This window comes from Blastococcus sp. HT6-30 (assembly GCF_039729015.1).
GTDB lineage: Bacteria > Actinomycetota > Actinomycetes > Mycobacteriales > Geodermatophilaceae > Blastococcus.
On record NZ_CP155792.1, the window covers coordinates 3,281,937 to 3,307,692 of the forward strand.

The 25,756-nt window shown below is 73.2% G+C and carries 22 protein-coding genes; 11 read left to right on the forward strand and 11 right to left on the reverse strand.

Annotated features, from left to right (window positions below; translation table 11 throughout):
* Window positions 1-586: 586 nt before the first annotated feature.
* Window positions 587-2,344: a SpoIIE family protein phosphatase gene (locus ABC795_RS15900; RefSeq protein ID WP_347058136.1), complete on the forward strand. Its 1,758-nt coding sequence runs from the start codon at window positions 587-589 to the stop codon at window positions 2,342-2,344.
* 75 nt (window positions 2,345-2,419) lie between these two features.
* On the opposite strand, the gene ABC795_RS15905 is transcribed toward ABC795_RS15900, so the two are convergent.
* The 5 genes from ABC795_RS15905 to ABC795_RS15925 form a co-directional block, all read right to left on the reverse strand.
* Window positions 2,420-2,713 (reverse strand): DUF1416 domain-containing protein, encoded by a 294-nt coding sequence (locus tag ABC795_RS15905; RefSeq protein ID WP_347058137.1) that lies wholly within the window; start codon window positions 2,711-2,713, stop codon window positions 2,420-2,422.
* 6 nt (window positions 2,714-2,719) lie between these two features.
* Complete coding sequence (locus ABC795_RS15910) at window positions 2,720-3,547, reverse strand: sulfurtransferase (RefSeq protein ID WP_347058138.1); 828 nt, start codon at window positions 3,545-3,547, stop codon at window positions 2,720-2,722.
* A 260-nt stretch (window positions 3,548-3,807) separates the two neighbouring features.
* Window positions 3,808-4,119, reverse strand: coding sequence for a thioredoxin family protein (locus ABC795_RS15915; protein ID WP_347058139.1), 312 nt, complete (start codon window positions 4,117-4,119; stop codon window positions 3,808-3,810).
* 56 nt (window positions 4,120-4,175) lie between these two features.
* Window positions 4,176-4,865: a DUF2993 domain-containing protein gene (locus ABC795_RS15920; protein WP_347058140.1), complete on the reverse strand. Its 690-nt coding sequence runs from the start codon at window positions 4,863-4,865 to the stop codon at window positions 4,176-4,178.
* On the reverse strand, window positions 4,862-5,686 hold the full coding sequence (locus ABC795_RS15925; protein ID WP_347058141.1) for a hypothetical protein: 825 nt from the start codon (window positions 5,684-5,686) through the stop codon (window positions 4,862-4,864). Before ABC795_RS15925 ends, ABC795_RS15920 begins: the two co-directional genes overlap by 4 nt.
* 237 nt (window positions 5,687-5,923) lie before the next feature.
* Between ABC795_RS15925 and ABC795_RS15930 the strand changes: the two genes are divergently transcribed.
* Both ABC795_RS15930 and mshD read left to right on the forward strand, forming a co-directional pair.
* The gene (locus tag ABC795_RS15930; protein WP_347058143.1) at window positions 5,924-6,655 is read left to right on the forward strand and encodes a response regulator transcription factor; all 732 of its coding nucleotides are present in this window, start codon (window positions 5,924-5,926) and stop codon (window positions 6,653-6,655) included.
* A 7-nt stretch (window positions 6,656-6,662) separates the two neighbouring features.
* Window positions 6,663-7,559 (forward strand): mycothiol synthase, encoded by an 897-nt coding sequence (gene mshD / locus ABC795_RS15935; RefSeq protein ID WP_347058144.1) that lies wholly within the window; start codon window positions 6,663-6,665, stop codon window positions 7,557-7,559.
* A gap of 24 nt (window positions 7,560-7,583) precedes the next feature.
* Here mshD and ABC795_RS15940 read toward each other — a convergent pair whose 3' ends face one another.
* Together ABC795_RS15940 and ABC795_RS15945 are read right to left on the reverse strand one after the other, a co-directional pair.
* Window positions 7,584-7,895 carry a twin-arginine translocase TatA/TatE family subunit gene (locus ABC795_RS15940; RefSeq protein WP_347058145.1) on the reverse strand — a complete coding sequence of 104 codons (312 nt, stop codon included), beginning with the start codon at window positions 7,893-7,895 and terminating at the stop codon, window positions 7,584-7,586.
* Between the two features lie 39 nt (window positions 7,896-7,934).
* A complete protein-coding gene (locus ABC795_RS15945) occupies window positions 7,935-8,594 on the reverse strand; it encodes a flavodoxin domain-containing protein (RefSeq protein WP_347058146.1) in 660 nt (219 codons plus the stop codon).
* A 269-nt stretch (window positions 8,595-8,863) separates the two neighbouring features.
* On the opposite strand from ABC795_RS15945, the gene ABC795_RS15950 reads away from it, so the two are divergent.
* On the forward strand, window positions 8,864-10,345 hold the full coding sequence (locus ABC795_RS15950) for an alkaline phosphatase PhoX (protein ID WP_347058147.1): 1,482 nt from the start codon (window positions 8,864-8,866) through the stop codon (window positions 10,343-10,345).
* 767 nt (window positions 10,346-11,112) lie between these two features.
* Here ABC795_RS15950 and tatC read toward each other — a convergent pair.
* Window positions 11,113-11,970 (reverse strand): twin-arginine translocase subunit TatC, encoded by an 858-nt coding sequence (gene tatC, locus ABC795_RS15955; protein ID WP_347058148.1) that lies wholly within the window; start codon window positions 11,968-11,970, stop codon window positions 11,113-11,115.
* 83 nt (window positions 11,971-12,053) lie between these two features.
* Window positions 12,054-12,329 carry a Sec-independent protein translocase subunit TatA gene (tatA, locus tag ABC795_RS15960; RefSeq protein WP_347058149.1) on the reverse strand — a complete coding sequence of 92 codons (276 nt, stop codon included), beginning with the start codon at window positions 12,327-12,329 and terminating at the stop codon, window positions 12,054-12,056.
* 388 nt (window positions 12,330-12,717) lie between these two features.
* Here tatA and ABC795_RS15965 point away from each other — a divergent pair, with 388 nt between their 5' ends.
* Together ABC795_RS15965 and ABC795_RS15970 are read left to right on the forward strand one after the other, a co-directional pair.
* Window positions 12,718-13,476 (forward strand): GNAT family N-acyltransferase, encoded by a 759-nt coding sequence (locus tag ABC795_RS15965; RefSeq protein ID WP_347058150.1) that lies wholly within the window; start codon window positions 12,718-12,720, stop codon window positions 13,474-13,476.
* A 137-nt stretch (window positions 13,477-13,613) separates the two neighbouring features.
* Entirely contained in the window at window positions 13,614-14,432 is an 819-nt protein-coding gene (locus ABC795_RS15970; protein WP_347060739.1) for a lysophospholipid acyltransferase family protein, read from the forward strand.
* A 392-nt stretch (window positions 14,433-14,824) separates the two neighbouring features.
* On the opposite strand, the gene ABC795_RS15975 is transcribed toward ABC795_RS15970, so the two are convergent.
* Window positions 14,825-17,182, reverse strand: coding sequence for an ExeM/NucH family extracellular endonuclease (locus tag ABC795_RS15975; RefSeq protein ID WP_347058151.1), 2,358 nt, complete (start codon window positions 17,180-17,182; stop codon window positions 14,825-14,827).
* Window positions 17,183-17,410: 228 nt separating this feature from the next.
* On the opposite strand from ABC795_RS15975, the gene ABC795_RS15980 reads away from it, so the two are divergent.
* The 5 genes from ABC795_RS15980 (at window position 17,411) to pstB (ending at window position 23,519) form a co-directional block, all read left to right on the forward strand.
* Complete coding sequence (locus ABC795_RS15980) at window positions 17,411-19,156, forward strand: bifunctional metallophosphatase/5'-nucleotidase (RefSeq protein WP_347058152.1); 1,746 nt, start codon at window positions 17,411-17,413, stop codon at window positions 19,154-19,156.
* A gap of 281 nt (window positions 19,157-19,437) precedes the next feature.
* A complete protein-coding gene (gene pstS / locus ABC795_RS15985) occupies window positions 19,438-20,553 on the forward strand; it encodes a phosphate ABC transporter substrate-binding protein PstS (RefSeq protein WP_347058153.1) in 1,116 nt (371 codons plus the stop codon).
* A 118-nt stretch (window positions 20,554-20,671) separates the two neighbouring features.
* Window positions 20,672-21,625, forward strand: coding sequence for a phosphate ABC transporter permease subunit PstC (gene pstC / locus ABC795_RS15990; RefSeq protein ID WP_347058155.1), 954 nt, complete (start codon window positions 20,672-20,674; stop codon window positions 21,623-21,625).
* Window positions 21,625-22,710: a phosphate ABC transporter permease PstA gene (pstA, locus tag ABC795_RS15995; RefSeq protein ID WP_347058156.1), complete on the forward strand. Its 1,086-nt coding sequence runs from the start codon at window positions 21,625-21,627 to the stop codon at window positions 22,708-22,710. The genes pstC and pstA overlap by 1 nt, the downstream gene beginning before the upstream one ends.
* 29 nt (window positions 22,711-22,739) lie before the next feature.
* Window positions 22,740-23,519, forward strand: coding sequence for a phosphate ABC transporter ATP-binding protein PstB (pstB, locus tag ABC795_RS16000; RefSeq protein WP_347058157.1), 780 nt, complete (start codon window positions 22,740-22,742; stop codon window positions 23,517-23,519).
* Between the two features lie 30 nt (window positions 23,520-23,549).
* On the opposite strand, the gene ABC795_RS16005 is transcribed toward pstB, so the two are convergent.
* On the reverse strand, window positions 23,550-25,631 hold the full coding sequence (locus ABC795_RS16005) for an LCP family protein (RefSeq protein WP_347058158.1): 2,082 nt from the start codon (window positions 25,629-25,631) through the stop codon (window positions 23,550-23,552).
* Window positions 25,632-25,756: the final 125 nt, after the last annotated feature.

Genomic DNA, 25,756 nt, shown 5'->3' on the forward strand with positions numbered 1-25,756 from the left:
CGCGACCCCTCCGGACGGCGGGACAGGCGGACCGCGCCGTACCCCAGCGCCAGGGCGGACAGCGCCGTCAGGGTGACCAGGACCCAGGCAGAAACCATGGGAACCACCGTAGTGACGACGCGGATGCCCGGCGCAGCGCGCCGAGCCGGCGGGGACGTGCGACTGCTCCGGCGGGACCTGCGGGCCGATGAGGTCCGCGGCCACCGCCGCCGCCCACCCGGACACGGTCCGCTTCATGGCCGCCCATGCTTCCGACACATGCGCGCCCGCACGATGCCCTCGGTGCCGGTCTCCGCCGGCGGGCTGTCCGAGGTCGTCGGCCGGGTGAGCCGCCCGTAGGGGCGGAGCTCGGCCATCCCCACGACGGTGCCGGACGTCGATCCCCGAGGGACTCTGCGGCTGACCCTCCGCACACCGAGGCGCCCGCTCCGGCCACCGGCCGGGGCGGGCGCCGCCGTGTGAGCGCGCCGCCGGCCGGGAGTGAGGTGGAACCGACAGGCCGGGGCGCTGGTGAGGGCGGGGGGTCGTACGGCAGGCTGGGCGCAGCCCGGATCACCGGGACCGGACGGGAGGAGAAGTCATCGAGATGGCCGAGGCCGGCCGCGGCACCGCGTCGACCCCGGACGTCGAGGCGCTGCCGGGCACGCCGTCGTGGTTCTCGGTGCTGCACGACTCCACGTTCATGTTCGCCGCGGTGTGCGACACCGCCGGCACCTTGCTCTCGGCCAACCGGCTCTCGGTGGAGGAGTGCGGCTTCGACCGCCGCGAGCAGCTGGGCCGCCCCCTGTGGACGGCCGGCTGGTGGGCCGGCGACCCGGAGGTCCGCGACCGGATCCGCGCCTGGTGCCTCGAGGTGGCCGCCGGCGGGGAGCCGGTGCGCACGGTCACCGGCTTCTTCCTCGCCGACGGCGCGCGACGCACCGCCGACCTCACCCTCCAGCTGGTCAGCGAGGGCGCCGGGGCCGAGTACCTGCTGATCACCGGCATGGACATCACCGACCGGCTGCACTCCGAGCGGGTCACCGCGGAGGCCCGCGCAGCCGGGATGGAGGCGTCCACGCTGCGCCAGATCGCCACCGCCCGGGCCCGTGACCTGGAGGTGCTCCGCGAGACCGAGGCGAAGCTGTCCCGCGCCCTCGCCATCACCGAGCGGGTGCTGGCCAACGTCGCCGACGGCATCTACGGCCTCGACAGCGAGGGCCGGGTGGAGTTCCTGAACCCCGCTGCGTCCCGGCTGACCGGTTACCGGCCCGAGGAGCAGCTCGGCCGCGACCAGCACGCCCTGGTCCACGCGCGGCGAGCCGACGGCTCGGAGTACCCCCGCGAGGAGTGCCCGGTGTGGCGGGCCCTGCAGACCGGCCGCACCGTCGTCGCCGACCACGAGACCCTCTGGCGCAGCGACGGCACCCCCGTACCGGTCGAGATGGTGGTGGTCCCCACCGTCGAGGACGGCGTGCACACCGGCGTGGTGGTCTCCTTCCGCGACCTCACCGACCGGCTGGCCGCCCAGCGCCAGGCCGCGGAGCTGGAGGCGCTCGCCGCCCGGACCGCCGCCGACCGCGCGCTGTCGGACCGGCTGCAGCAGTCGCTGCTCACCCCGCCGCCGGAGCCCGACCACCTGCAGATCGCCGTCCGGTACAGCCCGGCCGCGCACGAGGCGCAAGTGGGGGGCGACTGGTACGACGCCTTCCTCCAGCCCGACGGCGCCACGATGCTCGTGATCGGTGACGTCGTGGGCCACGACAGCAGCGCCGCCGCTGCGATGGGCCAGGTCCGCGGCCTGCTGCGCGCCCTCGCCTACGCCGAGGAGAACGGCCCGGCGGCGACGCTCACCCGGGTGGAGCACGCCGCTCGCGGGCTGGCGGTCGCGACCCTGGCGACCGCCGTGCTGGCCCGCATCGAGCGCCACCCCGACGTGCCGGTGAGCGGCCGCCGACTGCTCCGCTGGAGCAACGCCGGGCACCTGCCGCCGATCCTGCTGGCCCCCGACGGCACGGGCACCCTGCTCACCAGCCGGCCGGAACTGATGCTGGGCATCGACCCGGACGCGCCGCGCAGCGACCAGTCCGTCGACCTGCCCGACGACCACACGCTGCTGCTGGTCACCGACGGCCTCGTCGAGCGCCGCGACATCGACCTCGACGCGGGGATCGAGCGGCTCCTCGACGCCCTGCGTGACCTCGGCGCGACGCCGCTGGAGGAGCTGCTGGACACCGTGCTCGCCCGGCTGGTCCCCGAGGCCGGGGCCGACGACGTCGCCATCGTCGCCGTCCGGGCGTTCCCCGAGGACCGGCCCCGGCCCGTCGAGGCCGGCCCGAACCGGCTGCCGCCCGGCGTGGACTGAGAACGGACCTCCGCCTCCCCGCAGGACGACGGCCCGCCTCCCCGGAGGGAGACGGGCCGTCGTGGCCGGATCTCGCTAGTCGATGGCGACGGTCGTCTCGTTCAGGCCGACCTCGGCGGCGAGCACGCGTTCGCCCTTGCCGACCGCGGCCAGGGCGCGCAGCTTCCACTTCCCCGGCGCGGCGAAGAACCGGAACTCACCCTCGGGGCTGGTGACGACCTCGGCGGTGAACTCGTCGGTCGAGTCCAGGAGCCGGACGTAGGCGCCCGCCACGGGGGCGCCGTCGTGCCACACCGAGCCCTGGATGACCGTCTGGGTGCTCAGGTCGATCCCCGCGAGGGAACCACCCTGCTTCGGGGCTCCGCACATGTCAGCTCACTTCTCGATCGGGACGCCGACGAGCGAGCCGTACTCGACCCAGCTGCCGTCGTAGTTCTTGACGTTCTTCTTGCCGAGCAGCTCCTGCAGGACGAACCAGGTGTGGCTCGACCGCTCGCCGATCCGGCAGTAGGCGATGGTCTCCTTGCTGTCGTCGAAGCCCTGCTCGGCGTAGAGGGCCGCCAGCTGCTCGTCGGACTTGAAGGTGCCGTCCTCGTTGGCTGCCTTGCTCCACGGGATGTTGATCGCGGTGGGGACGTGACCGGCCCGCTGCGACTGCTCCTGCGGGAGGTGCGCCGGGGCGAGGATCTTGCCGGAGAACTCGTCGGGGGAACGGACGTCGACGAGGTTCTTGCTGCCGATGGCGGCCACGACCTCGTCGCGGAACGCGCGGATCGACAGGTCGGGCTCGGAGGCCTGGTACTGGGTGGCCGGGCGCTCGGGAACGTCCTTGGACAGCGGGCGGCCGTCCAGCTCCCACTTCTTGCGGCCGCCGTCCATCAGCTTGACGTCGCGGTGGCCGTAGATCTTGAAGTACCAGTAGGCGTACGCGGCGAACCAGTTGTTGTTGCCGCCGTAGAGCACCACGGTGTCGTCGTTGGCGATGCCGCGGCTCGACAGCAGCGCCTCGAAGGCGGTCTTGTCGAGGTAGTCGCGACGCAGCGGGTCCTGCAGGTCCTTCTTCCAGTCCAGCTTGACGGCGCCCTCGATGTGGCCGCCGTCGTAGGCGCTGGTGTCCTCGTCCACCTCGACGAAGACGATGCCGGGCTGGCCCAGGTGCTCCTGGACCCAGTCGACGGTGACGAGCACGTCGGTGCGACTCATGTGTTTCCTCCGTGGATCGGTGTGCGGGTGGTCGGCGCGGGCCGGCACGGCCCGCCGGGGATCAGGTGCAGCTCACCGCCGCACGCGGGTGCGGCAGGACGGTGCTGTCATGTGCGGGGAAGACCTCCGGACGGCGGACGGGGCGCGTCTGGTCGGTCGGAACCGACCTCAGGAGGTCGGACAGAGGCAGCTGCCGACGCGGCACAGGTCGACTGTGCGGCGCGAGGTCAGCAGGGTGCCCACGGCGCGAGAGTAGCCGATCACACCCGCACCCCCGCACGGGCGTCTACCAGAGCGGTCAGCTCCGCCGGCCGCGGCGCGCCGCTGCTGCGGCCGACGACCCGGCCGCCGCGATCCAGGTAGAACAGCGTCGGGGTCTGCCGCACGCCGAGCTTCCGTACCTCGGCCAGGTGGCTCTCCGCGTCGACCTGCACGACGGCCAGCCCCGGGCGGGTGGCCTGCAGCTGCGCCAGCCGGGCCTTGGTCGCCCGGCAGGGCCCGCAGAACGCGGTGGAGAACTGCACGACGGTCAGGTCCGCCTCGGCCGGGCGCACGCCCAGCCGTGCGAACACCGCCGTCGCCTCTGCCTGCCCGTCCACCCCGGGTGCAACCCGCCTCGTCCGGCGGGCTATTCCGCCCGGAGAACCGCATCCTCGGCCGTCACCCGCACGTCGATCCCGTCCTCGGCCGGGGTCACGCCGGTCAGCCGCAGGCCGAACGGCAGCTCCACCGGGTACCGGAGGTCGAGCAGGTCGGTGACCCGCCCGACCAGGACCCGCGGGATGTCGACCCCGGCACCGGCGGCCCGGTCGACGTCGACGACCAGCTCGTTCCCGTCCACGGCGACCGTGCCGCTGGCGGTCAGCGGCAGGGTCTGGCCCAGCAGCTCGACCGTCCGGGTGATCCGCAGCCCGTCCCCCTCCCGCTCGAGGACCGCGTCGCCGCCGATCTCCCGGGCGAGGAGCGCGTAGGACAGCGTCGCCGTGCCGTCGATGCGATCGACCGGCACCTCCGACACCTGCCGGGAGAGGACCGCCGACAGCGGCAGCCGGACCCCGCGGAGGGTGACGTCGGCGCGGGTGCCCTCCGGCTGCCCCAGCTGCTCGGCGGTCAGGGCGATGTGCACCTCCTGGTAGCGCCCGCCGACCGCCTGGGTCAGGAACGGGAAGCCCCGCACGTCCACCTCCGGCCGGCCCGCCAGGTTCCCCTCGGCCGCCAGTTGCTCGGCGACCTGCCCCTCGGCGACGCCCACCGCCACCCGGTCGAGCAGGGTTCCGAGGCCGACGAGGAGGACGAGGAGGACCGCGAGGACCTTCACAGCACCGTCAGCAGGCCCAGCGCCACCGGAGCGCAGGCCGCGAACGGCAACACGACCTGCACGACCGTCGGGGCCCACGGCGACAGCGCCTCCGCCTCCCCCTCGGCCGTCGTCTCGACGGCGAGGTAGCTGCCGGCCACGGCCACCAGCGCCACGACCCCGGCGACCGCGGCGCCGACGGCCAGTGCGCGCAGCATCCCCAGGTCGGCCGGCCCGCGGACCGCCCACGCCGTCGCGGCGCCGGCGAGCACGGCCAGCACGGCGCCGGTCAGCCCCCGGGGGACACCGGGCGCCAGCTGCGGCCGCGGCAGCACCTGGTCGATGAGGTGGCCGACGAGCAGGGCGGTGCCGGCGACGAGCGCGGTCACCACCAGCCGGCCGTCGTCGGAACGGGCGAGCAGGAGCAGCGCCGCGAGCGCCCCCACGGCGGTGAGCAGCACCGCCGACCCGGCCAGCGAGTCGACCAGGTCGTGCCGCGGCGAGCGCAGCATCTGCTGCAGGACGGCGGTGAGGAAACCGACAGCGAGGACGGCGAGCAGACCACCGGGCTCCGGGTCCTCGGGCAGGACCATGGCCAGGTCGGCCGCGACGGCCGCCGCCGTGCCGACGGCCAGGGATGCCGCGAACCCCTGCATGCCGGTGGCGAGCACCCAGGACAGCACCAGCGCCAGCTGCAGCGCGAGCACGGCGGCCAGGGCCCCCAGGTCGCCGAGCGTCGCCGGGAGCCCCGCCAGCAGGCCCGCCGCGACCACCGCCAGGCCGGCCGCGGGCAGGTGGTGGGGCAGGGCCGGCGTCGGCGACGGGACGGCGCTGGAGCTCACGGGTCGATCGTCTCAGAAGCCCGGCGTCCGATCCGCTCGACGAGCGGGGACGGCGAGCCGCAGGCGGGTACCGCAGCGCCCGTGGCGACGAAGGACGTCAGCAGCCGCGCCCGACGACCGGGTCCCCGGCGGTCCGGGCTCGCCGGCGGACACGTCGGCTATCCTGCACTCTCACCGCGACAGCGTTGTCGTAGGTCCGGCCGGTGCCCGCCGGCCCTGGACCCCTGAGGAGACGACATGCGACTCGTGCTCATGACTTCCGCCCGCCAGGCCACGACCGAGGTGCTGCCCGCCCTGGGGCTGCTCGGCCACCAGGTCCGGGTCGTGGCCCCCGAGCTCTCCAGCCTCCTCGACGGCGACTCCGGCGACGTCGTGCTGGTCGACGCCCGGCACGACCTCGTCCAGGCGCGCACGCTCTGCGGGCTGCTCTCCTCCACCGGGGTGGCCGCCGCACTGGTCGCGATCCTCTCCGAGGGCGGGCTGGTGGCCCTCTCCGCCGACTGGGGGGTCGACGACGTGCTGCTCGACACCGCCGGCCCCGCGGAGGTCGACGCCCGCCTCAAGTGGGCGGCCGCGCGCCGGCTCGCCGCCGCCACACCCGCGGACGGCGGCGACGGCGGGGTGACCCAGGCCGGCGAGCTGGTCATCGACGAGCACAGCTACTCCGCCAAGCTGCGCGGCCGTCCGCTCGACCTCACCTACAAGGAGTTCGAGCTGCTGAAGTACCTCGCCCAGCACCCGGGCCGGGTCTTCTCGCGAGCGCAGCTCCTCCAGGAGATCTGGGGCTACGACTACTTCGGCGGCACCCGCACCGTCGACGTCCACGTCCGACGGCTGCGGGCCAAGCTCGGCACCGAGCACGAGGCGCTGATCGGCACCGTGCGCAACGTCGGCTACAAGCTCGACCAGCAGGTGGCCGACGCCACCGCCAAGGCCGCCCGGGCGGAGAGCGACGCCGAACTGGTCTGATGACCGGGTGAGCGCTCCTCTCGACGTCGACGGCGTCCTCGCACTGCTGCGCGCCGCCAGGGCGGCCGACGGCGTGCGCCCGGTCTCCGAGGAGGCCGAGCTCCGGCTCCAGCACCGCTCCCCCGGCGGGCACGACGTCGTCGTCCACGACGACGACGGTGCCCTGGCCGGCTACGCGCGGCTGGACGACGGCTCCGCCGAGCTGGTGGTGCACCCCGGGCGGCGACGGCGCGGGCTCGGCACCGAGCTGCTGCGCCGGCTGCTCGGCCTGGCGGGTGACCAGCCGCTGAGCATCTGGGCGCACGGCGACCTGCCCGGCTCGGCCCAGCTGCTCGCCCCGCACGGCTTCGAGCGCGCCCGGGTGCTGCTGCAGATGCGCCGGGACCTGGCGGGCATCGACCCGGACCCCCGGCCGGAGCTCCCCGCCGACGTGCGGGTGCTGCCCTTCCGCCCCGGCCGCGACGAGGACGCCTGGCTGCGGGTCAACGCACGCGCCTTCGACTGGCACCCCGAGCAGGGCCGGATGACCCGCGCGGACCTCGAGCTGCGGGAGGCCGAGCCCTGGTTCGACCCCGCGGGCTTTCTGATGGCCTGGCGCGGGGACCCCGACGAGGGCGGGGAGCTGCTCGGCTCGCACTGGACGAAGGTCCACCCGCCCGGTGACGCCGCCGAGGAGGCGGTCGGCGAGGTCTACGTGCTCGGCGTCGACCCGGCAGCCCAGGGGCTCCGGCTGGGGCGGGCGCTCACCGACCTGGGCCTGGCGCACCTGCGCAGCCGGGGGCTGGGGCAGGTCCTGCTCTACGTCGAGGAGGACAACGCGGCGGCGGTCCGGCTGTACGAGAACCGGGGCTTCCGCCGGTTCTCCGTCGACGTCTCCTGGCACCGGGAGCCGCGAGCCTCCTGAGTCCTTGGCCTCCGGGGCCAGCGGTCAGGTGGACGAGCCGGCGCTCCGGGGCGCACCACCAGCGCGCGGAGCCGGCCGGTCGTCGTCCTCCCCGATCAAGTGCTCACGGATGAAGGCCTTGGGGTGGTACCGGCGCAGGTCGACGTTGCGGAACTCGTCGAAGTCCTCGCCCAGGCTGTCGTGCAATTGACCGCGCACGCCGGTCACCGCACCCCGCACCCGCTTGAGACCACCGGCCACGTCCTTGGCCAGGTCCGGCAGCCGCTCCGGGCCGAAGATGAACAAGGCGGCAAGACCGAGGACGACGATCTCGCCCCACCCGATGGAGTTGAACACCGGCGCTCCTCTCAGGGTCGATCAGGACGGGACGGGAGGTCATCCCGGGACGGGGACCGCATGCCGGGTGACGACTTCGGCGGCGATCTCCTCGCACCAGGCACGTACGGCCCGCCAGTCCCGGAAGTCACCCACCACGGCGTGGGCAGGCCAGCCGGCACGCTCGGCGGCGGAAAGCACGCGCCGTTCCAACCGGCCGGGGAAGACCCGATGATCGAGCGCATCGATCCAGTCGCCGATCCGACGTCCGTCCGGGTCATCGTCGGGAGGCCCGGGCCGGTCGCCGACCAGCCCGCTGGAGAACAGCCATGTCGAGCGGCCGCGCAGCTCCGGAGCGACGGCACCGACGTAGCGCCGAGCCGGCTCCAGCCAGCGCCCCGCGTAGACGGCGCTGCCGAGCACGACGGCGTCGAAGTCAGCGGGGTCGGGCCGCAGCTCCACCGGTGCCAGCACGGTGGACAACCGCCCGATCCGTCCCGCTCGGCTGGCAGGCAACGACTGCGCCAGCGCGGCGGCGATCTCCCTCGTCGCCCCGTGCCGGCTGGCGAAGGCCACGAGCACCCGGGGGCCGCACCCGCCGGCACCCACCGCGGTGGACCCCAGGCAGCGGGAGGATCGCGGCGGAAGGTCGTCGCTGGCAGGAGGGGCGTCTGACCTCGGTTCGACGACCATCGCCGGCCCGGCAGTGAGTCGGTCCATGGGGGCGGACGCTATGCGGCAGAAACGGCGCCCGCGTGAACGCGGGTGGAACAGCCGCCGGGTCCCGGTCCGAGTGGCCGGCCGCGATCCGCCGCCGGTCGTCGGGCACGCCCGGGCGACGAAGGCGGGCATCTCTATCGGCAGTGCGTCGCCGAGGTCGAACGTGGGTCGGCCACTGTTGTCCGGGGGTTCGTCCGGCGGCCGCCTGCCCGCCGCCCGCCCTGCCTAGCGTCGGCCGCGCCCTGGAACCATCTAAGGAGAAGCGGTTCATGACCACCTCGTTCGATCGACGCAAGTTCCTGCAGCGCGGCGCGGCCGTGACCGCCGGGACGGTGCTGGCAAGCGGCACCCAGCTGCTGGGAGTGCACGGCGCTCTCGCGGCCCCCGGCCGCCGCGGCCAGCAGCTGAAGGCCGAGAACAACGGCGGCTACGGCCCGCTGCAGCCCACCAAGGACAGGACGACCGGGCGGACCCTGCTCAATCTGCCGGCCGGCTTCGAGTACGCCTCGTTCGGCCACTCCGCCGAGTACGCCGCGGCCCTCGGCCTGGCGGCGGCGGTCGGCTCCGACGGTCACCCCACCCCCGGCCGGCACGACGGCATGGCGACCTTCGCGACGGAGGACCCCTCCATCATCAGGCTCGTGCGCAACCACGAGCAGGGCTACTCGCCGACCGACGCGTCGCAGGAGCCGGAGGACTACAGCGCCGGCAACGCGTACGACCGGACCCTGATCGGTGACCCGGCGACGGCCTACGACCCGGCCGCCGCCGGCGGCACGACGACGATGACCTTCGACACGAGGGAGCTGAAGCTGATCAGCAGCTTCATCAGCCTCAACGGTACGTCGGTCAACTGCGCCGGCGGCCCGACCCCGTGGGGCTCCTGGCTGAGCTGCGAGGAGACGGTCAACGGGACCCTGAACGACGACCCGTTCACCAAGGACCACGGGTACGTCTTCGAGGTGCCGGCCGACGGCGAGAGCGCCGGGGACAGCAAGGGCCCCTACCGGGAGATGGGACGGTTCGCGCACGAGGCCGTGGCCGTCGACCCGGCGACCGGGATCGTCTACGAGACCGAGGACAGCGGCAACACCTCCGGGTTCTACCGCTTCTGCCCGAACGAGCCGGGCGACCTCTCCAAGGGCGGCACGCTGCAGATGCTCGCCGTCAAGGGGAAGCCCCAGCTGAAGACCTACCAGGGGCACAGCAACCGGGTCGGCAACCCCATGCCGGTCGAGTGGGTCACCATCCAGGCCCCGGACCCGGAGAACATCACCACGGAGTCGGTCTTCGACCAGGGCTGGTACCAGGGCGGCGCCGCGTTCGCCCGTCTCGAGGGCTGCTGGTACGACGGGGGCAGCGTCTTCTTCAACGCCACCAGCGGTGGTGACGCCGAGGCGGGGCAGGTGTGGGAGTACCGGCCGCGGGGCCGCTCCGGCGGCCAGCTGATCCTGCTCTTCGAGTCCCCGTCCCCTGACGTGCTCGACGCCCCGGACAACCTGACCGTCAGCCCTCGCGGCGGTCTGGTCCTCTGCGAGGACGGGGACGACCAGCAGTACGTCCGCGGACTCAACGAGCGCGGCGAGATCTTCGACTTCGCGCTCAACAGCATCGAGGGCGAGGAGGACGACGTGAACAACGAGTTCGCCGGGGCCTGCTTCAGCCCCGACGGCGAGGTCATGTTCGTCAACATCCAGACCCCCGGTGTCAGCTTCGCCATCCGCGGTCCCTGGGAGAAGGGCGCGCTCTGACCCCCGGTGCGCCGGCGCGGCTGCTCGCCGCGCGCTGACGGCCTGACCAGCCACCTCTGCGCCCCGGTATCCGTTCCGGATACCGGGGCGCAGTCGCGTCCCGCCGACCCCCCGCCCGGGTCTTCCGGTGGCGTCACCGGTCGCCCGGGCACCGTGCAGTCCGGCTGGGGTGGTCGCCTGCCCGGCGAGATCCCCGGCGTCGGTGACCGGCTGGTGCGGGAGCCGGGGAGGACGCCGAGGAGCGTTCCGGTACCGGTCGGCGCCGACCCCGGTGGGACCACGTGGCGCACACGACCCGCCCGACCTCACGGACCGTCACCGTCACGACCGGGGCGGCCCCCGCGACGACCGGGCAGGGGCTCGCAGGCTTCGGGCACCGCCCGCTGGACGCCGGTCCAGCCCCACTCCGTCCACGGGCGCTCAGCCCAGGCAGGTCGCGGGCGGCGACCACCAGGCCGTCCGGCGGACCCCGCTCTCGTCACGCCGCTGCGACCCGGACGGGCCCACGCCCACGTGGACACCCGGTAGGTCGCTCCAGGGATCGGTGCAGCGCGGGTGGCCGATCCCCGGGCCCGGCCACGAGTGCCGGCCCACGCAGGACGGGGCCTTCTCGGAGGATCCGCCCTACCGGATGACGGTGACCGGCGCCTGGCACAGCGCCCTTCCCAGCCACTCCGGGAGCAGGGCTCCTCGGTATGGCGCCGCCAGGCCCAGGAGCCGCCACCGGGTCTCCGGCCCGACCGCCGTGCCGTCCACGGGAGCGCCCGCTACGACGAACCGCGCGTGCGCTCGACGAGATCCGGCTGCGGCACGTCGAGCCGGGAGGGAGCGGCGTCGAGAGGCGATGCCTCGTCGTCGGCGACGTCGTGGAAGGACTCGATGGCCGCCCGGCGGGCGCGCCGCTTGTCCACCGATCGAGCGATCTGGATGGCCATCTCGAAGAGCACCGCCATGGGTAGGGCCATCACCAGCATGGTGAACGGGTCCTGTGTCGGTGTCACGAACGCGGCGAACACCAGGGTGAGGAAGAAGATCCACCGGCGCGACTGGGACAACGCCTCGTACGACAGAACGCCGACCAGATTCAGGACCACGGCGATCAGCGGAAGCTCGAAGGACATCCCGAAGGCGACGAGCAGCGAGATGACGAAGCCGATGTAGTCCTGAGCGGTGAGCGCCACCACGACGCCGTCGCCGGCCAGACCCAGGAGCAGCCGGAGACCAGCAGCCAGGGACAGGTAGGCCAGAGCGGCGCCGAGGGCGAACAGCGCCGACGATGCGGCGACGAAGGAGACCCCGTAGAGCTTCTCGTTCCGTTTGAGCCCCGGCGTGAGGAAGCGCCACAGCTGGAACAGCCAGAACGGTGCAGAGATCACCACGCCGACGATGAAGCTGATCTTCAGGCGGATCAGCGCGCCACCGAAGACGTCGGTGATCAGGAGCCCGCAGCCACCATCGGCGTCGCTGTAGCGGAGGTGGTCGGGCAGGCCGCAGTAGGGGGCGCGGATGAAATCGCCGAGGCCCTCCTCGTACCACCAGAACGCCACAGCGGTGCCCAGCAGGACGTAGAGCAGGGACCAGCCGACCCGCCTCCGCAACTCGGCAAGGTGTGCCGTGAGCGTCATCGACGCCGTGTCGTCCCGCCGCTCACGTCGACGACGTCGCACGTCCCTCACCCTCGATCGTCACGGCTTCGGTGGCGCGGTCCTCAGCGGGCGCTGTCGACGCCGGCTGCGGAGGTGCCGTCGCGCTCGGCAGCCGTCGACGGCGGGAGCAGCTCCCTGCGGGCCACCGCGGTGGATCCGGCGTCTTCAGCGACTACGTCCTTGCCCGGACCGTTGTCGTCCTTCATGCCCTTCATCTCGCCCTTGAAGATGCGCAAGGATCGGCCCAGCGATCGCGAGGCATCCGGCAGCTTCTTGTAGCCGAACAACAGCAGGACGGCCAGGAGGATCAGACCGATCTCCATCGGACCCAGGTTCATCGCGTTTCCCCTCGTCGTTCTCGTCTCCGGACAGCCCCCGGGGCGGCGACACCGCTCGTGCGGCCGCGACCCGCCCGCTGCCGGGCACGCCGGCAGGCACTCACTGACGCTAACCGGGCCAAGGGGTGCGGGCGTGGCCGTTGAGGGGAGTCTCGATGAACCCCTGTCCACCCCCCGTTCACCGGGCCGACCCGTCCCGGCTCCGACGACAGCCGCGCCCCCCTCCGGGGGTGACTCCGTGCGGGCGCGCCCTCACGCTGAGGAGGAGACGCTCTTCGGCGCGTCGTTGGGGACATTCTGGATTCCGGCCACCAGCTGTCCACCTGGGCCCGCCAGCGTGTCCTCGGGCGAGCCCTGTCGGGGCTCCCGGACAGCGAGGTTGCCTGTGATGCCTGCATCTGCCGTGCCGTCCTCCTCCAGCGGGTCGGCGCGCTACCGGACGTACGTGGCACGACCTCACGAGGTTGCCGCCGCCCAGCGCCTGCGTCACCGGGTCCTCGACGCCGGATGCGGGGCCCGGACCGACCCGGCCACCGTTCCGCAGCACGACGGGAACGAGTGGGACGACGTGTGCGACCACCTGGTCGTCTGGGACGAGGTCAGCGACGGGGTGGTCGGCACGTGCCACCTGCTCCCCCCGGAACGCGCCATGGCGCTCGGCCGCAGCTACGGCGACGGCCAGTTCGATCTCTCCCGGCACGCGCAGCTGCGGCCCTGGACCGTGGCAGCCGGGCGCAGGTACGTGCACCCCGAGCACCGCTCGGGGGCGGTGACCAGCCACTTGTCGGCCGGCTTGCTGCGGTACGTCCTGGAGCGAGGACACCCGTACCTGGCCGGCCGCACGTCCGTTCCCCTCACCGACGGCGGGTCGACGGCGGCCGCCGTCTGGGACGTCGTCCGGACGCAGCACCTCGCCCCGGCCGCGCTCCGGGTGGTTCCGCACGTCCCGTTCGACGTCGAGGGCGTGGGGCGACCCCAAGCGTCGGCCCTGCCGCCACTCGTGCAGGACTCCTTGCGCGGTGGCGGGGTCGTGTGCGGCCGGCCCGCCCACGACCGCGCCTCCGGTACCGCCGAGTTCTACGTCGTCATGCCGCTGGCCGACGTCGCAGCACGCGCGTTCGGCGGCCCCGGGAACGGCCGGCGATGAGCTGCCTGATGCCGGTGGCACCGTGTGGAAGGGCCTGCACGGACGGTTCCGGCCCGCAGGCCGCCCCGGCCACCCGTCGCCGCCGTCTGCTCCGCCTGGTCCGGGCCGTGACCGGCGCGGCCGTCCGGATACAGGTCATGGCCCACGCCGGTGAGCGGGCCCAGCGGCGAGTGGCCGTCTGCGGTGCGGCCGGCGTGGTGACCCCTCTCGGCGTCCGGGTCGAGGTGATCAACCCGTCAGTGCCGTGGCCCCGTACGGGGCGCGGGCATCTCGTCGTGAGCAACCAGGTCACGTGGCTGGACGAGCTCGCGCTGCTGGTCGCCGTCCGGGCGCTCCCGGTGGCGAACGCCGAGATCGGCGACCGCAAGCTCGTCGGAGGCCTGGCACGACGGCTCGGCGTGGTCCTGGTGCAGCCGGGCCGCCTGCGGTCGGTGGCGGACGGGGTCGCGCAGGCCACTCATCGGCTGCGGCGTGGGCAGTCGATCTCCGTGCAGCCCGACGGCCCCACCTCCTGCGGGGTCGCACTCGGGCGGTTCCGCCCGGCCTTCTTCCAGGCCGCGGTGGACGCCGGAGCGCTGGTCTGTCCCGTTGTGATCCGGTACCGCGTCGACGGGGAGGTGGCGACCACACTGCCCTGCCAGGTCCGCGACGACACCCTGCCGAGGAGCATGGCCCGGGTCGCTGCGGCGAGAGACCTGGTGGTCGAGGTGCACCTCCTGCCGGCACTGGACGCCACCACCGGCGACCGACGCACGCTCGCCGCGCTCGCCGAGTACGCCGTGGCCGAGGTCACCGAAGCTCGGCGGCCGACGGCGGCGTGCCACCCGGATCGGCGCGCCTTCACGACATCGAGACCGTCCGTCACGCCACCGGCTCCACGTCGTACGGCAGAACTGCGGGAAGCCTCCCCGGGCAGCGGCGGCTCCTCTGATCGGACGGGTCGTGACCGCGGGTGACGCGGCCAGCCGCCCGGCCTGCTCTTCTCCACGAGGTCGATGAGCACGTCGGGTCGCTGATGATCTGTCGAGGCCGAGCTCGATGCACCTCGCGTCGAAGGGCGGCAGCGCCAGCCACCCGGCGCGGGCACCGGCCTGCAGCCGATCCGCACCGTCGGTTCGGGAGCACCCCGGCATGCTCTGCCACCAGCCGGCGCACGGCGGCCAGACCGGCACGACGAGCGTGCTCCGGGCCGGTCCAGTACAGCAGGTCCGCGCCTCCGTCCTGGGCGATCTGCACGTGGGACCGGAGATCGGGGCGGGGGACGACCTGGCTCGCGGCGCGCTCCCGGCGATCACCGGTGGTGCGCCGTCCCCGTGGCCGCTCGAGGCCACGGGGACGGCGGTCCCCCTCAGCGCCGCCCGGCTCCAGGGGTGGCCTCCAGGCCGAGCAGGACCGGATCGTGGTCCGACGACCGGTACGGATCAGGCGCGTAGAAGCCCTCCGGGTTGAACTCGGTGTTGTAGTCCAGGAACAACGCCTCGTCCGAGTTGACGTGCCAGATGTCCACGCCGGCGATCCGCTTCGCCAGCTGCGGCGAGACCAGGGCGTGGTCGAGGTAGCCCGCCTGCCCTTGGAACACGTACGTGTACTGCTCCTCCTCCGGGAGCCGGGTGTCGACCAGGTCGACGTAGCCGGCCACCTCGAGGACGTCGAGCGGGTCCTCGCCGCCGTAGGCGTTGAGATCGCCGATGATCATGGTCTGGTTGCCGGGCAGGGAGCCGGCCAGGTTTACGAGGGCCTCGGCCTGCTCGACGCGGTCGGCGTTGTAGCACCCCTGTCCGTTGCCCTGATCGGCGTTCTCCCCGGTCGCTCCGTCGCAGCCCTTCGACTTGAAGTGGTTGACGACGACGGTGAAGGGCTGCCCGCCGGAGGCGGGACGGAACCGCTGTGCCAGCGGGAGCCTGGCGTTGGCGAAGGCGTCGCTGTCGGTGGTGACGGCCGGGCCCATCGGGACGACGGCGTCCGGCTGATAGATCATCGCCACCTTGATCGCGTCGGTGCCGAACAGCCCGCCGCCGGTGCCGGGCTCCTCGACCGCGGCGTACCGGTCCTCGCCGGCCGCCTCGTTGAGCGCGGCGACCAGGTTGTCGACCGCCGCGTCGTCGGCGTCGTTCTCGATCTCCATCAGGCCGACGATCTCCGCGTCGAGCGCCAGGATCGCTGCGACGATCTTGGCCTGCTGGCGCTCGAACTCCGTCCCGCTGTCCGCGCCGCGCGGATCGTGCCCGCCGTCGGTGACCGCGCCGGGCTCGTCGATGGTCGTGAAGTAGTTGAGCACGTTGAAGCTGGCCACCTGCAGGTCGCCGCCCACCTCGTCCGGCGACGCCGGACGAGGGTTCGCCCGCTGCACCGTCGGCTCGGCGGTCGGCTGCAGCCGCCAGGCGTCGTGCCCGTAGCTGAGCACGCCGACCACGCCGGTCACCCTGTCGCCCAGGCGGACCACCTCACCGTTCACGTCGGTGAAGGGCACCTCGTCGGGGTTCTGCACCGTACTGGCGTCGTCGATGATCAGCCGGCGGCCGTCGTTGGCCTGCTGCTGGGCCGAGTCGTCTGCGACGTCGTCGTTGGTCGGCTGGTGGAGCCGGCCGTCCGCGGAGACCACCAGCTCGCCGTAGCGGGCCAGGGTGTAGGTCTCGGTGGCCGTGACCGGCTCGGCGATGGTGACCAGCATGCCCTCGAGACGCTCGCGAGCACCTTCGTCGGCGGGCAGGCCGAGCTCGGTCGGCGCGGGGACGGCGGCGTCGCCGCAGTCACCGATGGCGGTGACGTTCGTGATCTCGGTCAGGCCGTGGTACTCGTCGACGGTGCCGGTCACCCGGACGACGTCGCCCTCGGCGAGCGCGGGTGCGTCCGCGTCGAAGACGAAGATGCCGTCGGAGGTGGCCGGGTCGCCGTCGCCGTCGGCAGCCTGGAGGTATACGCCGCCGAGCTGGTCGGCCTTCTGGAAGTCGCCAACGACGACGCCCTCGATGGTGACCTGCTCGCCCTCGACGGGGCTGGTGTCACCGGCGCCCTGGACTACGCCGATCTCGTGGGTGACCGCGATCTCGCAGGCCTCGGGCTCGGGGTCGGGCTCGGGCTCAGTGGGCGCGCTGCCGCCGCCCTCGCCGAAGGTCTGGCCGGTGTTGACGCTGCCGAAGGAGTCGTCGGTCGGCGCGGCCCAGGAGAAGTCGCCGTAGGTGGTGCGGGTGCCGGTGAGCTGCAAGGAGTGCCCGGCTGGCGTGCTGCGGGGCTCGGCCACGCCGATGTCGGTGCTGGTCAGGCCGCCCGCCGCACCGCCCGCCGCACCGCCCGCCGCGGAGAAGCTGCCTCCGTAGGAGAGGAACTGCACGACGACGCCGTCCGCGTTCACCAGCGCGACGCCGTCGGGGTCCCCGTTCTGGATGCCGTTGTAGCTGATCGAGACCGTGCCGAAGCCGTCCTGCTGGTCGGGGATGGTGCCGCTCAGTGGCTGCGTGCCGTACGCAGCCCCGTTGCTCCCGTTGTAGAGGACGACGCTCCAGCCGGAGAGATCGGTGCCGGCTGGGCCGGCGACCTCGATCGCCTCCCCGGTGTCCGTGCCGTCGTTGTCGTAGTGGAGCTCGTTGATGAAGACGGCGCCGTCCGCAGGGGCCACCGCGGCGGCCGGTCCGGCCGACACCCCCAGCAGGCCCGCGACCATCGCGGACAGCACGGCGGCCGGAACCGCTCGATGACGTCGTTGCACTGCTTCTCCTCGGTCGGTGGGACGGGTGCGGCGCGACGGTAGGCACCGAGCACGACACCGACATGGCCGTCGGGTGACCGATCGGCGACCGACCCGGCGTGTCGGCCGGGAGCCGCCGCCGAGTTCCGCCGCGCCTCGACCGGCGTTCACCCCCTGGCCCCCGGCCGGCCGCCGAGCGAGGAGTGGATGGACGAGCCGTTCCGTCCCATCTCGTCCGCAGGAGAACCCATGACACGAACAGCGCTCCGCCGGGTCGCATCCGGCGCCGCCGCCGCGACGGCACTCACCGCACTGATGCTGGCCGGCGGAACGTCCGCCGTGAGCGCCGCCCCCGAGAAGGCGCAGGGCCCCAAGCCGGTCGAGGTCCAGCTGCTCGCCCTCAACGACTTCCACGGCAACCTCGAGGCGCCGGGCGGCTCGGGCGGCCGGATCCAGGTCGACGCCGCGGGCACGACCGTCGACGCCGGCGGAGCCGAGTACCTCGCCACCCAGCTCGCGCAGCTGGCCGAGGAGCAGAAGAAGAACAACACGATCACCGTCGCCGCCGGCGACCTGATCGGCGCCTCCCCGCTGCTGTCGGCCGCCTTCCACGACGAGCCGGCCATCGAGTCCCTCGGCCTGGCCGGCCTCGACTACGCGAGCGTCGGCAACCACGAGTTCGACGAGGGCGCCGAGGAACTGCTGCGCATCCAGCACGGCGGCTGCCACCCGGTCGACGGCTGCGCCGACGGCACGCCGTACGAGGGCGCCGGGTTCCAGTACCTGTCGGCCAACGCGTTCCTCGACGAGACCGGTGAGCCGCTGCTCGACCCGTACGCGATCCACAAGGTGCAGGGCGTGGAGATCGGCTTCATCGGCATGACGCTGGAGGGCACCGCCGACATCGTCAGCCAGGAAGGCGTCGCCGGGCTGGAGTTCGCCGACGAGATCGAGACGGCCAACCGCTACGCCGCGGAGCTGCAGGAGCAGGGCGTCGAGGCGATCGTCGTCCTCCTGCACCAGGGTGGCTCGCAGACCGGCGAGAACGCCTGGGACGTCAACGGCTGCAACGGCCTCACCGGCCCGATCGTCGACATCGCCGAGGGCATGGACGACGCCATCGACGTCATCGTGAGCGGCCACACCCACCAGGCCTACAACTGCCAGATCGACGGCAAGCTGGTCACCAGTGCCAGCTCCGCCGGCCGGCTGGTCACCGACATCGACCTGGCCGTCGACCGGCGCACCGGGGACGTGCTCACCGCGGAGGCGGAGAACGTCATCGTGACCCGCGACCTGGCCGAGGACGCCGCGCAGACCCGGCTCATCGAGCACTACCGGGAGGCGCTCGGCCCGATCGCCGGCGAGGTCGTCGGCGAGACCTCGGAAGATCTGACGAGGACGCAGGAGACACTCTTCGGGGACGCGCGCGGCGAATCGGTACTCGGCAACGTCATCGCCGACGCCCAGCTCGCCGCCACCGATGACGAGTACGGGGCCGTCGCCGCGTTCATGAACCCGGGTGGCGTCCGCGCGGACCTCGACGCCGGTGAGGTCACCTACGAGGAGGCGTTCACCGTCCAGCCCTTCGCCAACAACCTGGTGACCCTCGACCTGACCGACGAGCAGCTGTACTGCCTGCTGGAGCAGCAGTTCCAGGTGGGCCGCACCCTCTACGTCTCGGACACGGTGTCCTACGTCGTCGACCCCGAGGGGACGACCGCCCTGGCCGGCGCCGATCCGTGCACCGGCACCCGGGTGGTGGAGGGCAGCCTCACGATCGGAGGCGAGGCAGTCGTCGCCGAGCGGACCTACCGCGTCACGGTGAACAACTACCTCGCCGGCGGCGGGGACGGGTTCACCGTCCTGACCGAGGGCGAGAACGCCGTGACCGGCCCGATCGACACGGACGCCTTCACCGCCTACCTCGCCGAGCAGTCGCCGGTGAGCGCGCCGACGCTCGACCGCATCACCACCGGGGTCGCCCAGGGCTGATCCGCACCTGCCCGGTCGGCGGCGGCCCCCCGACGGGGCCGCCGCCGACGCATGTCCGCACCACATCCGCTCCAGCCGCCGCCGGTGGACGCCCGTCGTGATCGCGGACCCCTGCTCCGACGAGCGGTGACCCTCGCCACGCGTGGTGGGCGGGATACTCCGCGTCCGTTCACCGGCCGTTCACCTCGGCTCGGGGATCACGCCACCTGGGCTCCCTAACGTCCCTCGTGTCGGTCCAACGCTGCCCGGAACAGGTCCGGGCGAACCTGAGAGGCCCTGAGTTGAAGCTCAGCACCAAGACGCGCGCCACCACGCTCTCCGTGGCGCTCGCCAGCACCCTCGCGCTCGCCGCCTGCGGCGCGTCCAACGAGTCCGGCGGCGGCTCCACCGGCGGCAGCGGCACCGGGTCGGGCACCGAGCTGAGCGGCACGCTCGTGGGTGCCGGCGCGAGCAGCCAGCAGGCCGCCATGCAGGGCTGGACCGCCGGGTACAGCAGCGTCCAGCCGGACGTCACGGTCAACTACGACCCGGTCGGCTCCGGCGGCGGTCGTGAGCAGTTCCTCGCCGGCGGCACCGACTTCGCCGGCTCCGACGCCGCGCTGGACGAGGAGGAGCTCGCGCAGGCCGAGGAGCGCTGCGGGACGTCCGGCGTCTTCGAGCTGGTCAACTACATCGCCCCCATCGCGGTCGTCTACAACCTCGAGGGCGTCGACGAGCTCAACCTCTCCCCGGAGACCCTGGCGGGAATCTTCAACCAGCAGATCACCAACTGGAACGACCCGGCCATCGCTGCGGACAACCCGGACGCCACGCTGCCCGACCTGCCGATCACCCCGGTCAACCGCGCGGACGACTCCGGCACCACGGAGAACTTCACCGAGTACCTGGCCGCTGCGGCCGGTGACGCCTGGCCGCACGAGCCCGACGGCGTCTGGCCGGTGGCCGGCGGCGAGGCTGCGCAGGGCACCTCCGGCGTGGTCAGCGCGGTCGGGGCCGGCAACGGGGCCATCGGCTACGCCGACCTGAGCCAGGCGGGCGACCTCGGCGTGGCCAACATCGGGGTGGGCGAGGAGTTCGTGGCGCCGTCGGCCGAGGCCGCCGCCGCGGTGGTCGAGAACTCCGAGACGGTCGGGGGCCGTGGTGAGTACGACTTCGCCATCGAGCTGGCACGCGACACCACCGAGTCCGGCAACTACCCGATCGTGCTGGTCAGCTACCACATCGGCTGCGTCGAGTACGACGAGCAGGAGACAGCGGACCTGGTCAAGGACTTCATGGGCTACGTGATCAGCGAGGAGGGGCAGCAGGCCGCGGCGGAGGCCGCCGGCTCGGCGCCGATCTCGGACGCCCTCCGCGAGCAGAACCAGACGGCGATCGACGCGATCACCGCCGGCTGATCCGGCATCATCAGTGACGGCCCGGAGCGTCTGACGACGCTCCGGGCCGTCACTTCGCCCGCCGCACGCGGGTTCATCCCCGACGGGTACCGACCACAGCGCAGCAGACGGAGCAGCGGTGACAGCCACCAGTCCCCCGCAGGAACCGACGGCTCCCCGAGCCGTACGCCGGCCCGGCGACCAGATCTTCTCCGGCAGCGCCAAGGGCGCCGGCATCCTCATCCTGGTCATCCTCGCCGGGGTGACGCTGTTCCTCCTCGCGGAGTCCTTCCCGGCGCTGACCGCGTCGGCGGAGGACCTCCCGGGGGAGGGGGGGCTGGTCTCCTACGTATGGCCGCTGATCTTCGGCACGCTGCTGTCCGCCACCATCGCGCTGCTGGTGGCCACCCCGCTCGCGGTCGGCATCGCGCTGTTCATCACCCACTACGCGCCGCGCCGGGTGGCCCAGGTCCTCGGCTACGTCGTCGACCTCCTCGCCGCCATCCCGAGCATCGTCTACGGCTTCTGGGGCATCGCCTGGCTCGCGCCGCGGCTCGTTCCCTTCTACCGCTGGCTCGAGGAGAACCTCGGCTTCATCCCGCTGTTCGCCGGGCCGGTCTCGGCCACGGGGCGGACGATGCTCACCATCGGGCTGGTCCTCGCGGTCATGATCCTGCCGATCGTCAGTGCCATCTCCCGCGAGGTGTTCACGCAGGTCCCGTCGCTGCACCGCGAGGCGGCGCTGGCCCTCGGCGCCACCCGCTGGGAGATGATCAAGATGGCAGTGATCCCCTACGGCAAGAGCGGCGTCATCGGCGGCGCCATGCTCGGCCTGGGGCGAGCGCTCGGCGAGACCATGGCGGTCGCCATCATCCTTTCCGGCTCGGCCGCGGGGATCACCTTCGCCTTGATCTCCAGCGCCAACCCGCAGACGATCGCGGCCAACATCGCACTGCAGTTCCCGGAGTCCACCGGGCTGGACGTCAACACGCTGATCGCCAGTGGCCTGGTGCTGTTCGTGATCACGCTCCTGGTCAACATGCTCGCCCGTTGGATCGTCAACCGCCGCGCCGACTTCTCCGGAGCCAACTGATGAGCACGTCGATCCAGCAGCGCACCTCGGGCGCCTCCGCCCCGGGCACGCCCCCCGAGCGGCGCGAGGACGGCCGGCTGCCCCGGTGGGCGCCCTGGGTCAGCTTCGCCGCGGCTCTGGCGCTGGCCGCACTCCTCGGCGCGCTGACCAGCCCGAACATCGTCCTGCTGGTCGTCTACACCGTCGTCCTGGGCACCGTCGTCCTGTACATGGCTTCGCGCGTTGTCGAGGGCCAGCGGCGGGCCGCGGACCGGCTGGTCACGTGCCTGGTGGTGACGGCGTTCGGAATCGCCATGGTCCCGCTGGTCTCGCTCGCCTACGAGGTCATCCGCCGCGGCGCCCAGCGGTTCGACGGCGAGTTCTTCGGCGCGTCCCTCCTGGGCGTGATCGGCGAGGGCGGCGGTGCCTACCACGCGATCATGGGCACTCTGATCATCACCTTGCTCACCACGCTCATCTCCGTGCCGATCGGCCTGATGACCGCCATCTACCTGGTCGAGTACGGCTCCGGCCGGCTCAAGCGGTCGATCACCTTCTTCGTCGACGTGATGACCGGGATCCCGTCGATCGTCGCGGGTCTCTTCGCCTACGCCCTGTTCGTCATCTTCTTCGGCCCGGGGATCCGGCTGGGCATCATGGGCGCCGTGGCCCTCTCGGTCCTGATGATCCCGGTCGTGGTGCGGTCGGCGGAAGAGGTGCTCAAGCTCGTCCCCAACGAACTGCGCGAGGCCGCCTATGCGCTCGGCGTGCCGAAGTGGCGGACCATCCTGAAGGTCGTCATCCCCACCGCGATCGCCGGCCTCGGGACCGGCGTCACGCTGGCCATCGCGCGGGTCATCGGCGAGACCGCACCGCTGCTCGTGACGGTCGGCATCACGAACGGCACCAATCTGAACCCGTTCGAGGGCCGCATGGCCACCCTGCCGGTCTACGCCTTCTACCAGCTGACCCAGCCGGGCGTCCCGCCCGAGGACGCCATCAACCGGGCCTGGACAGCGGCGCTGGTCCTCATCATGCTGGTGATGGGCCTCAATGTGGTCGCCCGCATGATCAGCCGCGTCTTCGCCCCCAAGACCAGCCGCTGAGCTTCATCCACCCAGGAAAGGGACCACTCGTGGCCAAGCGCATCGAGGTGTCGGATCTCGACATCTACTACGGCAAGTTCCTCGCCGTGCAGGGCGTGAACGTCTCCATCGAGCCGCGCAGCATCACGGCCCTGATCGGGCCGTCGGGCTGCGGCAAGTCGACGTTCCTGCGCGCGCTCAACCGCATGCACGAGGTCATCCCTGGCGCGCGGGTGGAGGGCAAGGTCGTCATGGACGGCCAGGACCTCTACGGCTCGGACTCCGACCCGGTGACCGTCCGCCGGCAGATCGGCATGGTGTTCCAGCGACCCAACCCCTTCCCGACGATGTCCATCTACGACAACGTCGCCGCCGGGATGCGCCTGAACTCGAAGAAGATGAAGAAGTCGGAGACCGACGAGCTCGTCGAGCGCTCGCTGCGCGGGGCCAACCTGTGGGACGAGGTCAAGGACCGCCTCGACCGCCCCGGCTCCGGCCTCTCCGGCGGTCAGCAGCAGCGGCTCTGCATCGCCCGCGCGATCGCCGTCGAGCCCGACGTGCTGCTCATGGACGAGCCCTGCTCGGCCCTGGACCCGATCTCCACGCTGGCCATCGAGGACCTGATGACCGAGCTCAAGGAGCGGTTCACGATCGTCATCGTCACGCACAACATGCAGCAGGCCGCGCGCGTTAGCGAGCAGACCGGCTTCTTCAACCTCAACGGGGTCGGCCAGCCGGGCCGGCTGATCGAGTTCAACCCGACCGAGAAGATCTTCAGCAACCCCGACGAGAAGGCGACCGAGGACTACATCTCCGGCCGCTTCGGGTGAACGAGGACCCCGTCGGACGGGGTCCCGCCCTCAGCAGCTGACCGTGGCCGCCTCCCGCTGGGGGGCGGCCACCGTCGTCTCCACGGGCGGGTCGGCGGCCACCGGACCGCCGATCTCCACCGGCACGACGCCCGCGTAACCCGGGCCGATGACCAGCTGCACCGAGTCGCCCATCGAGTCGCTCGCCTGGAGCACCGACCCCGGCACGGCCGCGGCCAGGGTCCGCGCCTGCTCCAGCGCCACCGGGCCGTGGCGCACCACGCTCTCGCTGACGGTTCCCGGCTCGTTGCCGACCGTCGCGATGCCGAAGCCCTGGCCGCGGAGGGCGTCGGCGACCGTCGCCGCCAGCCCGGTCGTGCCGGTGCCGTTGAGCACGTCGACGGTGATCTCCGCCGGCGGGGCGGTGAGCGGGGCGGGCCCGGCGGGGGCCTCCGGCTCGGGCGCGGCCTCCGCTGCAGCCGCCTGCTCGGCGCGCTGCGCCTCCAGCATCTCGGCCGGCAGCCGGGCGCCGTCGATGACCTCGTCGAACAGTGATCGCGTCGCCATCGCATCGAGGATCACGTAGGCCTGGTCGGTGCCGGCCGGCACGTAACCGACCTGGGCGACCGGCAGCCCCGCCCGCTGCACCGCGTCGCCCGACAGGTCGCCGAGCGCGCCGGCGAGCACCCGCAGGTCACCGAGCGTCGTCTGCTCGTCGAGTGTCAACGCCTCCGAGGCCCGGTCGAGGAAGCGGGCGAGGGTGACCGGGTCGAGCAACGTGTCCGCGGACATCGCCGCGCGCAGGGTCGAGGTGAGCAGCCGCTGGGCCCGCTCGGCCACGGCGGCGCCCGTGCTATCGGTCCCGCTGTCACCCGGCTGCAGGAAGCCCGACGCCGCGGTGCCGGAGAGTTCGGAGGGCCCGGCCGGTGGCGGGGTCGCCGCGGCCGCGATCGCGCCCGACGGCACGACGCAGACCGGGACGCCGCCCAGCGCGTCGACCATTCCGGGCAGGTCGGTGAGGTCGACGCCGAGGTAGTGGTCGATCCGCAGGCCGGACAGCTGCTGGACGGCCCGGACCAGGCACGCCGGCCCGCCGTCGAGCAGCGCGCCGGCGAACGCCTCGGTGGCCGGGTTCCGGAGCTCACCGTCCGCCGTGCGACACGCGGGGGTGTCCACCAGCGCCGTGGGCGGCACGCTCACCAGCACGGCGCGGTCGCCCTCGGCCGCGACCGAGACCACCAGGGTGGCCACCGAGGCCGCCCCCGTCTGCCCCGGGATGCCGGTGCCGACGACGAGGTAGGTGTCGGCGGCCTCCTGCAGTTGCGGGGCCAGCACCTCGGGGCCGTCGACGGCGAGCGCGTCCACCCGGTCGATGCGCTGGTCGACGTAGAAGTAGAGGCCCAGGTGGTAGAGGAGGACGACGCCGACGATGCCGGCCAGGGCGATCGCCGCACGAGCGAGGCGGCGGTGCCCCGGACTCCGCGGCGGGCGGGCGGCGGCGGGACGGCGCACGGTGGCCCCCGACGGGAGCGGCGGGGCCAGCCCCGGCAGCGGCGGGATCGGGCCGCTGCGCCGGGAGGGACGCTCGTCGGGCGCCCAGGCCGCCGGCGACCGGCCAGGCGTCGGCGGCACCGGGGGCGGCCCGGGGTGCGCGCCGGGAAGCGGTGGGAGCCCCGGCCGGACCGGGGGCTCCTCGAGCCCGACCCCCGCGACGGGCGGGGTCCCCGCGTGCGCCGACGGCACCGGGGGCAGACCGGCCTGGGAGCCGGGCGGCCGGGCGGCGCCGGGTACCGGAGGCAGTCCCGCCTGCGCGGCGGGGACGTCCTCGGCACGGGCAGCAGTCCGGTCCGGAGCGGCGGTGGTCCCGCCGCGGTCTGCCGCCGGCCGACGTCCGGGCCGCCGCCTGTGCTCCTCCGCCTCCGCGGCGGTGGCGCGCCCGAGACGGCTGCTCCTGCCCGGCTCCACCGCGCCCCGGCGGGCGGCACGCCGGCCGCCGACCGCGCTGCCCTGCCGGGCGATCAGCTGCTCGACGGTGACCGGCTCGGCGGCGCCGCCCTGGGCCGCCCGCCCGCGGCGGGTGCGCCCGGGGACGTCGCGGTCGCCCGCGCCGTCCCGCGTCGGCTGGTCACCCACAGGTGTCGACACCTTCTCGTCGTCCGCTCGTCCCCGTCCGTCGCGCCACGATACGGGCCGATGCGCCCCGACCACGCCGACGCGCGGCAGCCGCAGACGCAACGGGAGCAACCGAATGGTGGCCC

Coding starts and splice junctions, on each gene's coding strand:
- ABC795_RS15900 (WP_347058136.1), top strand. CDS start 587: ATGGCCGAGGCCGGCCGCGGCACCGCGTCGACCCCGGACGTCGAGGCG.
- ABC795_RS15905 (WP_347058137.1), bottom strand. CDS start 2,713: ATGTGCGGAGCCCCGAAGCAGGGTGGTTCCCTCGCGGGGATCGACCTG.
- ABC795_RS15910 (WP_347058138.1), bottom strand. CDS start 3,547: ATGAGTCGCACCGACGTGCTCGTCACCGTCGACTGGGTCCAGGAGCAC.
- ABC795_RS15930 (WP_347058143.1), top strand. CDS start 5,924: ATGCGACTCGTGCTCATGACTTCCGCCCGCCAGGCCACGACCGAGGTG.
- ABC795_RS15945 (WP_347058146.1), bottom strand. CDS start 8,594: ATGGACCGACTCACTGCCGGGCCGGCGATGGTCGTCGAACCGAGGTCA.
- ABC795_RS15950 (WP_347058147.1), top strand. CDS start 8,864: ATGACCACCTCGTTCGATCGACGCAAGTTCCTGCAGCGCGGCGCGGCC.
- tatC (WP_347058148.1), bottom strand. CDS start 11,970: ATGACGCTCACGGCACACCTTGCCGAGTTGCGGAGGCGGGTCGGCTGG.
- tatA (WP_347058149.1), bottom strand. CDS start 12,329: ATGAACCTGGGTCCGATGGAGATCGGTCTGATCCTCCTGGCCGTCCTG.
- ABC795_RS15965 (WP_347058150.1), top strand. CDS start 12,718: ATGCCTGCATCTGCCGTGCCGTCCTCCTCCAGCGGGTCGGCGCGCTAC.
- ABC795_RS15970 (WP_347060739.1), top strand. CDS start 13,614: ATGGCCCACGCCGGTGAGCGGGCCCAGCGGCGAGTGGCCGTCTGCGGT.
- ABC795_RS15980 (WP_347058152.1), top strand. CDS start 17,411: ATGACACGAACAGCGCTCCGCCGGGTCGCATCCGGCGCCGCCGCCGCG.
- pstA (WP_347058156.1), top strand. CDS start 21,625: ATGAGCACGTCGATCCAGCAGCGCACCTCGGGCGCCTCCGCCCCGGGC.